Origin of the sequence: Streptomyces sp. NPDC001599 (assembly GCF_042893535.1) — a bacterium.
GTDB lineage: Bacteria > Actinomycetota > Actinomycetes > Streptomycetales > Streptomycetaceae > Streptomyces.
Map to the genome: position 1 here is coordinate 240254 of NZ_JBIAVA010000004.1, position 12303 is coordinate 252556.

A 12303-nucleotide genomic window follows, 5' to 3' on the forward strand; every position below is an offset into this window, starting at 1 on the left:
CTCCTCGCACCGAACAAGGGAAATCGACCATGCTCGACCAGTCCCCCACGTCCCTGCGGACCCTCCTCCTCGATCGTCTGAGTCACTCCGGACTCACCCCGGAAGTGCAGGCACTGCTCAGCGAGCTGCTCCCTGAGGACCGGGCCAAGGACACCGGCGGACGGACCGGGCCTGTGCATCTCCGGTCCATCACCGCAGCAGGCTGGCGAGGTATCGGTCCGCGGACAATGCTCGAACTGCCGCCGGGGCCGGGCCTTGTCGTCGTCGCCGGCCCCAACGGCTCCGGAAAATCGAGCTTCGCCGAAGCCGCCGAGACCGCGATCACGGGTCACAACTCCCGGTGGGAGGGCCGCCGGGCCGGTGACTGGCAGAGGGGCTGGCGCAACCTGCACAGTCCCGATGTGACACCGGAGGTCGGCGTGGAGTTGGTCGTCGGCGAGCGGTCCGACGTCGTCACCGTGCGGCGCACCTGGCACGGCACCAAGGTCGACGACGCACGTACCGAGGTCCGGGGTGCGGACGGCTCCGAGCGGAAGCTGGGGGAGGTCCTGGACGCGGATGCGCTGGACCTCGCCCGGCCGTTCCTGCCGTACAGCGAGCTCGGTTCGATGATCAACGGCACGCTCGGCAACCTGCACGACGCCTTCTTCAAGCTCCTCGGCCTCGAGCTGCTCGCCGAGTTCGACGGCCGGGTCATGGCTGCCGCGAGCGAGTGCGAGAAGGTCATCAGGCACGCGGACTCGCTCACTGGCGGGCTTCTCGAGGAGCTGGCCTCGCTCGACGACCCCAGGGCGCGTGAGGCGTCGCAGGCGCTGTCGGGGGCCAAGCCGGACCTCGGCCGGGTGCGCGCGCTGCTGGAGAGCCGAACCCCGGCCGCGGAGGGCGAGTTGGCCCGGCTGCGGCAGTACGCGAGTCTCGCAGGACCGGATCTGCGAGAGGTCCACGGCACGGTGACCCGGCTTCGCGACGCCGCCGCGGCCGCCGAGGAGGTGCGCCACGGCAACGCCGAGGAGGCGCGCCGCCTGGCCGGCCTGCTCGAGTCGGCCTTGGAGCACCGGCGTCGCTCGCAGAGTACGGACTGCCCGGTCTGCGGCGCGGAAGAGCGGCTCGACCGGGCCTGGGCCGAGCAGGCACGGGCCGAGGTGGAGCGACTGCGGACGGAGGCCGTGGCGGCCGAGGCCGCCCGCAAGGCCGCCACAGTAGCGGTCCGGGCCGTACATGATCTCGTACAGCCGCTCCCCGTATGGCTGCGCGGGGAAACGTCGCCGCTGGCGTCGGTGTGGCAGGAGTGGGCCCGTTGCCGGGACGTCACACACCCCAGGGAACTCGCTGACCGTGTCGAGCATGCCGCGGCTGCACTGGACGAAGCCTGTCGGCAGGTGCGGGAGGAGGCCGCGCTGCGGCTCGCGGAGCACGACGGGGTCTGGCGGCCGGCGGCCGTACGGCTCGCCGAGTGGCTCGGTGCGGCGGAGGCGGCCGAGACGGCGCGCGACCGGCGCAGGCATGCCCGCAAGGCGCGGACCTGGTTGCGGCCCATCATCGACGAACTGCGCGACGAGCGCCTGCGTCCGTTCGCGCAGCGCTCTCAGGAGGTGTGGCAGAAGCTGTGCGAGCACAGTAGCGTCGTGCTCGGATCCGTGACGCTCACGGGTACTCCCGGGCGTGGCAAGGTCGAACTCGGCGTCTCCGTGGACGACATGCAAGCCCCCGCCTACAGCGTGATGAGCCAGGGAGAGCTTCACTCTCTGGCGCTCTCGCTGTTCCTTCCCCGCGCCACCCATGAAGCCAGCCCCTTCGGTTTCCTCGTCATCGACGACCCGGTGCAGTCGATGGACCCCGAGAAGGTCGAGGGACTGGCACGAGTGCTGGACGCGTGCGCCAGGAACCGCCAGGTCGTCGTCTTCACCCACGACACCCGGCTCCAGCAAGCCATCGTCCACCTGGGCATCAAGGCGACCGTTCTGCGCGTCACCCGGCAAACCGACTCGGTGGTGGGCGTGGAGCCACTCACCGATCCGGTCGAGCAGGCGCTGGCGGAGGCGCGTGCCGTCTCGCAGGACCGTGGAATCCCCCAGGATGTCGCGGAACACGTCCTGCCCGCCATGTGCCGGGTGGCGGTGGAAGCCGCCTGCCTGGAGGCCGCCCGGCGCACGCTGCGTGACGAGCGGGGGTTGAGCCTGCGGGCGATCGAGGAGCGTGTCGCCTCTCTGGACCGCACGAAGTCATACGTGGCACTGGCCCTGCTCGGCGACGAGCGGCAGCATGCTCGTGAGGCGGTCGAGGGGGTCTGCGTGGGAGGCTGGGCGTTGGTGGAGGACTTCAACGCCGGGGCGCACTCGCCTCTTCCGCGTGTCGACGACCGCACGGACCTCGTGCGTCGCACCACGGCGCTCGCGACGGCGATCCGCAGGGGTGCCGGGGCCCGGCAGATCGGAGGTGCTCGATGAGCACCTCTCCCGAAACCCTCGTGACCGCCGCCGGCAAGTTCCTGCTGCCCGAGCCAGGAACCGTCCACACACTGGCTCCGGGCCTGCGCGCCCGTGCCGCGGCGGTGCTGCTGCGCATGGCACTGGACATGGCCCTGGACGCGTACTGGCTGCGAGTCACTCCGTCGATGACGCGGATCGGCAAGCATCGCATGCTCTGCCTGGAGTGGTACGCGGGCCACGACACCGCCCGCAGGTGCCGCACCACTTGGACGTCGCTGAGCGCAGCCTGCCACTACCGCAGCTATGAGCTGGCGCCGGCCCCGGCGGAGATCCGGGCCCGATTGCTCGAAGTCACCGGTCTCCTCGTTGCACTCGCCTCCGAGGACGCGTGAGCACCCCTCGCTGTGCGTCTCGTGTTTCGGATCGGCTCGTGGAGTTGCCGATCCGCCAGCAACGACCCGGCGACGAACCAGCCGACCTCGCGCCGCAGATCGAGCGTCGCGCTCCCTCCTGGAGTCAGCTGAGTCAGCAGGGCGATGGCGCACGAGACCGGACGCCCATCAGGCTGCGAGGCTCCGGTCCCGCATAGTGTTGCATCTGAAATCTCTGTGGGGGGAACGATGACGGCCAATGGGGAACAGGCACGGCACCCGGAGTTCCGGCTCCGGCTGCCCAACGGCGGACCGTACGCGCGAGGACGGGTGCTCTCCTCGAAGGGGATGAACGGCAGTCCGCAGTTCCTGGTGCTGGCCGGTTCACCGGTGCGGCGGGAGGCGCTGCCGGGCACCGGGTCCTACGCGACGGCCCAGCGGGAGGCGCTGGTCGAGAAGGGTGCCATCCGGGAGTCGGAGCGCTGGCCGGGCTACCTGGAGACCTCACGGGACATCGAGTGCAACTCGCCGTCCGCCGCCGCGTCGATCGTGGCGGGGCGCGGCTCGGACGCCCTGACCGAGTGGCGCACGGAGGAGGACTACCCGCTCGTCGACTACCTCGGGCACTCCTGGCGTCCGCCGCGCAAGGCCTGGCTGGTGCGTGGGTCCAACGTGGCGGGACGCGACCTGGTGAAGCGCCTGTGGCTGTCCGACGGGCTGGTCACTCTTCCGGCGACGCACCTGCCGTTGATCGACGAGAGCGATCCCACCAAGAGCGCACTGCGCCGATACGTGCAGGAGGGGTACGACGCCACGACCTCCTACAGCCAGAAGCAGGCGATGGTCGACGAGCTGCACTACTTCCTCACGCAGATACGCCCCGGCGACACCGTCTGCACCATCTCGGGCGGACTGCTCCACGTCGGTCTCGTCGACGGCGGTGCGGAACGGGTCGACTCCGAGGGCGGGCTCACCAGCCTGCGCCGCAGGGCCACGTGGCTGCGCGACGGCGTGCCGTACGACCAGTTGCCGGAGGCCTTGCAGCAGAAGCTGTCCGTGCAGCACGACGTCGTCGACCTCACCGCCGTGCTTCCCCTCATCGACGGGCTGGGGCGGAGCGACGCGGAGCTGGCCGAGGAGGCAGAGGCGGCGGATCGCGACCCGACCACGGAGGTGCCGGCCATCGTCGCCCGCCGCGATCCGGAGTTGCCCGAGCCCACGGACGATCTGGCCGCCGAGCTGCTCGTGCACGACACGGCGTGGCTGCGCGAGGTTCGTGACCTGCTCGCCGATGAGCGCCAACTGGTGTTCTACGGCCCTCCGGGCACCGGCAAGACGTACCTGGCACTGAAGCTCGCCGAGTTTCTGGGCGGTGGTCCCGAGCAGGTCAAGCTGGTGCAGTTCCATCCTTCGTACGCCTACGAGGACTTCTTCGAGGGGTTTCGGCCGAAGGAGGACGTGGAGACCCGCAAGGTCGACTTCCGGCTCACCGCGGGCCCCCTGCGGGAGCTCGCGGACCTCGCGTCCCGGGAGGGCAACCGGCACGTCCCGCACTTCCTGGTCATCGACGAGATCAACCGCGCCAACCTTGCGAAGGTCTTCGGTGAGCTGTACTTCCTGCTGGAGTACCGGAACAAGTCGGTGCGTCTCACCTACTCCGGTGACGACTTCGCGCTGCCGCCCAACCTGTTCGTCATCGGCACCATGAACACCGCGGACCGGTCGATCGCCCTCGTCGACTCCGCCATGCGGCGGCGGTTCGCGTTCGTGGAGTTGTCGCCGCGCACCGAGCCGACGAAGGGGCTGCTGCGGCGCTGGCTGGAGCGGGAGGGCAGAGATCGTGAACCGGCTGATCTGCTCGACGCGCTCAACTCCCGTATCGATGAAGCCGACTTCCGCGTCGGGCCCTCCTACCTGATGAAGAAGGGTGTCTTCCGGGAGGGCGGACTCGAGCGGACCTGGCGGACGAGGATCCTGCCGCTGCTGGAGGAACACCACTACGGGGAGGGTATGGACGTCGAGGCCCGGTACGGGGTTGCCGCTCTGCGAGAGACGCTGAGATGACGACGTCCACGTCCGCCGGAGACGGCACGGCGGAGGGGGTGGCAGCGGCAGGCCTCCTGTCCGGTGTCGACCTCGCCGAGTACGCGGCGGTCAACGCACTGGCGCTGCCGGACGGAGTGGGGCGGGCGCTGGCGGCGGGAGATGTCGTCGAGGCGGCGCCCGACCCGTACGTGTCCGGTCGCTGGTCGCTGCGGGCCGGCTCCAAGGTCGGGGCGGTGGCTGTCTCAGTGCCGGGTGCGCGGGAGCCGTTCACTGTGCGGGTGGCTCCCAAAGTCCCCATCGCCCGGCTCTTCTTCCTCCTTGGTTACAGCCTCGATCCCGCTGGCGGCTGGCGCGACGGGGAGGTGGGTGTGAGCGAGCACGAGGGGCTGATGCCCGCCCTCGCCCATGCCGTCGAGCGGCAGATCGACCGCGCGCTGCGTCAGGGGCTGTTGCAGGGATACCGGTCCGCGGAGGAGAGTTCCCTGGTCGTCCGCGGACGGATCAGGGAGGCCGAGCAGATCCGGCGACGGTTCGGGGCGACGCTGCCGGTGGAGGTCGCCTACGACGAGTTCACCACCGACATCGCGGAGAACCGCGTGCTCCGCACGGCCGTCGAGCGGCTGCTGCGGCTGCCCGGTATTCCGGGTGACGTGCGACGCAGGCTGCTGCATCAGCGGGCCCGGCTCGCCGATGTGACGCCGGTCGTTCGGGGGCAGAAGCTGCCAGGATGGCAACCGACCCGTCTCAACGCCCGCTACCACCACGCGCTGCGCCTCGCCGAGGTCTGTCTGCGCGGAGCATCGGCCGAGCACTCGCCCGGCGGTCTCCGCATCGACGGGTTCCTCTTCGACATGAACCAGCTTTTCGAGGACTTCGTGACGGTCGCGCTGCGTGAGGCGGTGCGTGGCGGGGGCCGCACGTCCCGGCTACAGGACTGGCATCACCTGGACGAGGCATCGGCGATCCGTATGCGGCCGGACTTCGTGCTGTACGGCGCTGACGGCATCCCGTGCGCGGTCGCGGACGCCAAGTACAAGGCTGAGAAACGGGGCGGTTATCCGGACGCCGACTTGTATCAGATGCTCGCCTACTGCACCGCTCTGGGCCTGCGTGAAGGACACCTGGTCTACGCGAAGGGCAACGCCCCGCACGTGTCCCATCAAGTGCGGCACGCCGGCATCCTGATCCACCAGCACGCTCTCGACCTGGACCAGGACCCTGCCGGTCTGTTGGCCGACATCGCCCGGGTGGCACGGCGGATGTACAGCGCCTGACGCTGCCGCACCCCCGTGGAGCGGCGGCAGGCCACCCGTATGATCGACTGCTCAGGGTCAGTCCGGGGTGGGGAGTCGGCACCGTGCCACAGCTTGCGTTCGCCAACAGTTTCTGGGAGAGCTACGACGCTCTCGAGAAGCCGGTCAGGAACGGCGTGCGCAAGGCGATGCAGAAGTTCCAACAGCTGACCGTACCGGAGCTGCAGCAGGACAAGGGGCTGCATCTCGAATCGGTGGAGAAGGCAGCGGACCGTCGTATGCGGACCATCCGCATCAACGATTTCTGGCGAGGGGTCGTGCTGGCCCCGGACGACGGCAGTGATGTGTTCCTCCTGGTCAACGTGGTCCGGCACGACGACGCCTATACCTGGGCCGCCAAGCGGCTGTACACGACCAACTCCGCCACCCGGGCCCTCGAGGTGCGCAACGTACGGGCGATCGAGCAGCTGACGCCGCAGCTCGAGAAGGCGGCCGCCACCGCTCCCTCGCTGCTGTTCGCCGCGTACTCGGACACGGTGCTGCGCGAACTGGGTGTCGACGACCAGGTGCTGCGGGCCGTGCGCACCGTCATCGACAAGGCGCAGCTGGAGGCCTTCGGGACGTTGCTGCCGGAGGACCAGTTCGAGGTGCTGCAGTACCTCGCCGAGGGATTCCCTCCCGAGGAGGTCTACCGGGACGTGGTCGCTGTACGCCGCCCCGTGCACGCCGGCCCCGATCCCGACGAGACGCTCGCCGCGGCCATCGCCAACACGGCGAGCCGGATCACCCTCGTCAGCGGGCCGGAGGAGCTCGCCGAGATCCTCGAGAAGCCCTTCGCCGCCTGGCGGGTGTTCCTGCATCCTTCGCAGCGCCGGGTCGCCTACCGGGTGTCGTACGGGGGCCCGGTGCAGGTGACCGGCGGGCCGGGGACGGGCAAGACGGTGGCTGCGCTGCACCGGGTCAAGCATCTCCTGACCAGATCGCCCGACACCCGGATTCTCCTCACCACGTACACCAACGCGCTGGCCGCCTCGTTGCGCGAGAGCCTCGGCCTGCTGCTGGACGGTGAGGAGTCGCTGCTCAACCGGGTGGAGGTGACCACGGTCAACGCGTACGCGCGCGGTGTGGTGGCCCGTATCGACGGCGGCGTGCTCTCCCCCGTCGGTGACCGGGAGGAGCGGCAGTTGTGGCAACGGGTCGTCAAGAAGCTGGCGCTGCCGTGGACCGAGCAGTTCCTCGCGCAGGAGTACCGGCACGTGGTGCTGGCCCAGGACGTGCGCACACTGGACGCCTATCGCTCGGTTTCACGACGGGGACGCGGCAGCGCGTTGGGACCGGCCCGGAGGGAGCAGCTGTGGCCCGCGGTCGAGCTGTTCGAGTCGATGCTGCGCGACCAGAGGGCGACGACACATCTGAAGGTGTGCGCCAGGGCAGCGGAGCTCTTGGCCGCTTCCGCGCCCACGCACGACCACGTCGTGGTCGACGAGGCGCAGGACCTGCACCCGGCCCAGTGGCGGGTGCTGCGCGGCGCGGTGGCGGCGGGCAGCGACGACCTGTTCCTCACCGGCGATCCGCACCAGCGCATCTACGACTCCCGGGTCTCGCTCGGTTCACTCGGCATCTCCGTGGCGGGGCGCACCCACCGGCTGCGCATCAACTACCGCAGCACGGAGGAAATCCTTGCCTGGTCGACCGGCATCCTGGCAACGGTGTCCGTCGACGACCTGGGAGGTGAGGGCAGTGACACCCTGGCCGGGTACCGTTCGCTGCTGCACGGCCGACGGCCGCAGGTGGCGGGGCACGGCTCGGAGCAGGCGGAGGTCGCGGCGCTGGTGGAGCGGGTCCGGGGCTGGATCAATCAGGGCATCGCTCCGTCCGAGATCGGCGTGTGCACCCGGTTCAACGTGCTGCTGGACAAGGCGTACGACCGGTTGACCGCGGCCGGGGTACCTGTGGTCCGGGTCAAGGACGGCCAGGGATCCGGTGTTGACGGCGTACGTCTCGCGACCATGCACGCCATGAAGGGGCTGGAGTTCCGTTGTGTCGCAGTCCTGGGTGTGACGGCGGGTGCGGTGCCGTTCGCGCGCGAAGTGACACCGGTCTCGGTCGACTCCTTGCAGCACGACTCCGACCTGATGCGGGAACGCTGCCTTCTGTTCGTTGCCTGCACCCGGGCACGCGAGGCTCTGGCCGTCACGTGGAGCGGGGCGGGCAGCCCGTTCATCCCGGACAACCTGTGACGGGCCGTCACTCAGGCGGTCGCAACGCACCGTTCCCGATGCCGTCGCGGGCCAGCTCGGATGCCTGTCTGCTCAGTTCGGCGACTCGGCGCGCCAGTTCCTGGAACGCTTGCAGCCTGCGGAAGGCGTCTCCGTAACGGCGCTGCTCGGCGATGTCCATCTGTGGGATGCGGGCTCCCTTGCCGTCCAGCCGGAAGGTACCGCTGGCGCTCGTGGAACGCCGGGTGTTGGACGCGCTGCGCAGGAAACCCTGGAGGAAGTCCGTGTCGAGCTGATCGCTGGTCGACACGGGTTCCAGGTCTCCGTACTCGACCAGACCCGCGCGTGCGAGGTCGGACACGCTCACCGAGGAACCGTCCAGGGCGCCGGAACCTTCGCCGGAGACCAGCTCCGGTAGTGACTCGGCCAGCATCAGCACCTGTTCGCCCAACTCCTGCCGGACCGCCACGTACTCGGCCGCGTAGTCCCGGTGCGATCCCTCCACGTGGCGACCGGGCGTGAGGTCGACCGTATCGTCGAGGAGGTCGATGAGCGGAACTTCGGCGATCTGCTCGGGTACCGGCTCCAGCTCGCCGTCCGGATCGTTGGCGGTCAGGTCGATCATGCGCACGCTCGTCGCGGCGTCGCTCACGGTCTCAGGACGGCGCAGGTGCCACAGGTGCACGGGGAGGGCGTGCGAGGCCGCGCTGCCCGCCGGCAGGGAGACGACCTGGGTGAGGACGCCGCGGCGCACCAGCTCGGCACGGATGCGCCGGCCGGCCTTGCGGTAGGCGACCGAAGCAGGCATGACCATGATGACCTGACCGCCCGCGGCGGTGTGCGCGTACGCGTGCTGGAGCCAGGCGAGCTCGCCTTCGGCTCGCGAGGGTGTTCCGAGCTCCCACCGGGAGTCGAGGAGGAGGTCCTCCCGCCCCCAGTCGGCGTCACCGACTGGAGGGTCGCAGACGACGAGGTCCGCTTTGAGGCTCGGCCATCTGTCATCACGCAAGGAGTCTCCGGCGACTACCTCCACGTCGATACGGCTCGCGAGATCCGCCCGCAACTGGGCGAACCGAGCACTGTGCGGCTCGCTCTCCTGGCCTCGCCGTCGCGGTCCGCGGTCCGGACCGACGGCGAGCAGCAGAGAACCGATTCCGCATGCGGGATCGAAAACGGTGGCGTCGGACGCCACATCGCCCGCGAAGTGGCGCAGTGCCCTAACGATGCGCGGCGAGGTGACCTGGTCGGAGCCGGCTCTGCGCACGGAGTCCGTGAAGCGCTCAGCCAAAGCCTCCACCACTTCGCTCGGCGGCCCTGTCTCGGCAAGGGCAGCTGCCAGACGAACGGCGTCTGCCGGCAGTTCGGAGGATTCCGGGGTCTTTTCTTCGGAGAGAACCTGCGCAACCGCCGCGAGCCCTCGGATCATGTCCTCACCGTAAGTCGCCCGCAATGCCTGCCAGAGCTGTACCTCCTCGGACACGTCCTGGCCCTTCCGCTGCTTGCTCAGCCATGTCTGCACATCGGCCAGAGCGAAGAGCGGGCTGTTCGCACTTCCACCGGCGGGCGCGGGGAAGTCGTCATACCGGCGTCTCCAATTGGAGACCGCGGCACGGGTGACGCCTGCGAGCCGAGCGATCTCGGAGCCGGTGACCATGGGGGCGTCCGGGGCCGCGGGAGTGTCTACCATAGTCCGTTACCGTACACACCGCCTATCGTCGGTTCAATGAACCCTTTCGTTGACTACGCTAACGGCACCATTGGGGCGATCGCTCGTAAAACACGTACCGGACTGCACAGGTAGCGGGACATGGGGACGCCAGCCCCTTCACTTCAAGACTCGGGCATCGAGTCGACGCATCCCGCAGCGCACGGCGGCCCGTTGCGGGCGGGGTCCAGTGTCCGTCACCGGTTCCCGCCCGACTTGCGTCACGCCGGCAGCGCGTGCAGCTTCTTGCCGTGCAGGGCGAAGACTCGTTTGCCGTCGGTTGCCACCAGCCAGGCGTGGTAGTCGTCCGTCTTGTCGTTGAACGTCCAGCGCACCGCGCCGGTCCTCGCGTCCATGGCGATGATGCCGCCCTGCTTGTCCAGGTCCGTGGCGCCGTAGAGGGTGTCGCCCGCCTTGACGTACTGCCGCGGCACCTGGAGGCCCGCGTCCGCGAGGGCCTCGGACTTCCAGAGCTGCTTGCCGGTGCGCGGGTCTACGGCCCGCATCGCCCTGGCGCTGTCGGCGGCGTAGAGGACGTCCTCCAGTACCGCCGGTTCCCGGAAGAGAGCCCCGTCCGACGCTTCCAGGGACCACTTCTCCTTGCCGTCGGCCACGTTGAATGCCTGGAGCACGTTCCCCTGGGGGACGATGACCAGGTCCTGGTGGACGGTGAAGAAGCCGTAGTTCGTCCTGGTCGTCTTGTGCGTCCACACCTGCCCTCCGCTCGCGGTGTCGCGCACGGTGAGGTTCTTCTTGAAGTCGGTGTAGACGAGGTGGCGGCCCCGGACGGCGGCGTGGATGCCGTTCTGCTCGGTGCCGGCGTCGCGCTGTTCCTTCCAGGCGATCCTGCCCGTGGTGCTGTTGAGGGCGGCGATGACGTTGGTCCTGGACGAGCCGTCGTCCTCGAGGATCTCGGCGATGACGTACACCTGCTCCTCGTCCACCGCGATCGGTCGCGGCTGCCGGTACTCCTTGCCCAGCCGGCTGCGCCAGGTCTCCTTGCCGGAGGCCGGGGCGTATCCGATGACGGAGCCGTCGTAGTCGCTGCCGGCCAGGTACAGGGTGTCTTGGCCGAGCAGCAGGGGTGCGCCGGGGACCGCACCGCCCGGCAGGGACCACTTCTGCCCGCCGGTCGCGGCGTCGAGGGCGGCCAGCGGACTGCCGCTGGCGATCACGACGCCGCCCGCGGTCACCAGTTCGTCGTTGTCACCGTAGGTCTCGGCCGAGGTCGGCTTCGTCCACAGCGGTTCGGGAGCCTGGCCCTTCTCGCCGGCGCCCGCGCCGTCGCCGTCACCGTCCCCGTCGCTGGAGCCCTTGCCGCCGCCGTTCGGCTCGTCGCCGCCGGGGCTTCCCGGGTCCTCGACGTCCACGGCGTCCTCGTCACAGCCGGCCGTACCGGCGGTCAGCGCCGCCAGCGCGAGGCCGCCGCCGGCCAACCGCAGTACGCGCCGCCGGGAAAGAGGACCGAACGCCCCCGGTGTTCTGTCGTCCGACGTGCTGTCTCGCCTGGCCATGAGCCGTACCCCCGTGATGCGTCAGTGCAGGAACCCGAACAGGGAGGCCCACGCCGTACCGGACATACGGACGTACGCCCCTGCGGCCAGGAACGTTAACCGGGCTCCCGTGCCGCTCCCACCGTCAGATCCCAACCGCGACAGCACCGTGAACCAATCGAGACAACTCGTCGCCGATCACTTCGACCACTTCACGCACCTCACGACGGTGCCGCGGGCGGCCGCCCCGCCTGACCTCAGGCTCCCTCCGCAGCCGGGTCGAGGGCCTTTCCCAGGAGATCCACCAGCTGGCGCAGTTCCTCGTCCCCCAGCCGTGCGAAGGGTGTCAGCGCCAGCGTCGCCTCGATGACCGCCGCCCGCACGCGGCGCCCGTCGTCCGTCAGGGCCACGACGCGTGAGCGACGGTCGGCGGGGTCGGCGGAGCGTTCGACCAGGCCGCGGTCGGTGAGCTGGTTCATGACGAAGCTGAGGTTGGGCGCGTTGCAGTACAGGCGGCCGGCCAGTGTCTTCATCGAGGGCGGCGCCTGGTCCGGGTCGATGGCCCAGAGGGCCTGAGCGGTCGCGGGGGTCAGGCCGTGCTCCAGCAGGACGGCCTCGATCCGGTCGCCGGTCCGCATGAAGAGCTCGTGGTTCGCCGCCACCGCCGCCTCGAGGGTGCTTCGCGTCATGGGTCCATCGTACGCCTATTTACTTCGAGACTCGAAGTGTATGTTGGGGGTCACGAGATTGGTTCGAGGCTCGAAGCATCTGCCTGCGGACCACTCCC

General features: G+C 69.6%; 8 protein-coding genes. 5 read left to right on the forward strand and 3 right to left on the reverse strand.

The genetic code is table 11. The annotated features are described in order from the left end of the window. The first annotated feature begins 29 nt into the window (after positions 1–29). From ACFYZ3_RS13780 to ACFYZ3_RS13800, 5 genes are all read left to right on the forward strand, one after another. Positions 30–2447, forward strand: a complete 2418-nt coding sequence (locus tag ACFYZ3_RS13780; RefSeq protein ID WP_388516303.1) for an AAA family ATPase — start codon at positions 30–32, stop codon at positions 2445–2447. Next, a complete protein-coding gene (locus ACFYZ3_RS13785) occupies positions 2444–2821 on the forward strand; it encodes a hypothetical protein (RefSeq protein ID WP_388516305.1) in 378 nt (125 codons plus the stop codon). Before ACFYZ3_RS13780 ends, ACFYZ3_RS13785 begins: the two co-directional genes overlap by 4 nt. A gap of 228 nt (positions 2822–3049) precedes the next feature. Beyond that, entirely contained in the window at positions 3050–4864 is a 1815-nt protein-coding gene (locus ACFYZ3_RS13790) for a DUF4357 domain-containing protein (RefSeq protein ID WP_388516307.1), read from the forward strand. Further along, positions 4861–6120: an McrC family protein gene (locus tag ACFYZ3_RS13795; RefSeq protein WP_388516309.1), complete on the forward strand. Its 1260-nt coding sequence runs from the start codon at positions 4861–4863 to the stop codon at positions 6118–6120. The genes ACFYZ3_RS13790 and ACFYZ3_RS13795 overlap by 4 nt, the downstream gene beginning before the upstream one ends. Before the next feature lie 83 nt (positions 6121–6203). Beyond that, on the forward strand, positions 6204–8339 hold the full coding sequence (locus ACFYZ3_RS13800) for a UvrD-helicase domain-containing protein (protein ID WP_388516311.1): 2136 nt from the start codon (positions 6204–6206) through the stop codon (positions 8337–8339). 7 nt (positions 8340–8346) lie between these two features. Here the strand turns inward: ACFYZ3_RS13800 and ACFYZ3_RS13805 are convergent, their stop codons facing one another. The 3 genes from ACFYZ3_RS13805 to ACFYZ3_RS13815 form a co-directional block, all read right to left on the reverse strand. Continuing rightward, positions 8347–9972: a class I SAM-dependent DNA methyltransferase gene (locus tag ACFYZ3_RS13805; RefSeq protein WP_388516313.1), complete on the reverse strand. Its 1626-nt coding sequence runs from the start codon at positions 9970–9972 to the stop codon at positions 8347–8349. Positions 9973–10244: 272 nt separating this feature from the next. Next, complete coding sequence (locus ACFYZ3_RS13810) at positions 10245–11537, reverse strand: PQQ-binding-like beta-propeller repeat protein (RefSeq protein ID WP_388516315.1); 1293 nt, start codon at positions 11535–11537, stop codon at positions 10245–10247. A 236-nt stretch (positions 11538–11773) separates the two neighbouring features. Further along, positions 11774–12205, reverse strand: coding sequence for a MarR family winged helix-turn-helix transcriptional regulator (locus ACFYZ3_RS13815; protein ID WP_388516317.1), 432 nt, complete (start codon positions 12203–12205; stop codon positions 11774–11776). Positions 12206–12303: the final 98 nt, after the last annotated feature.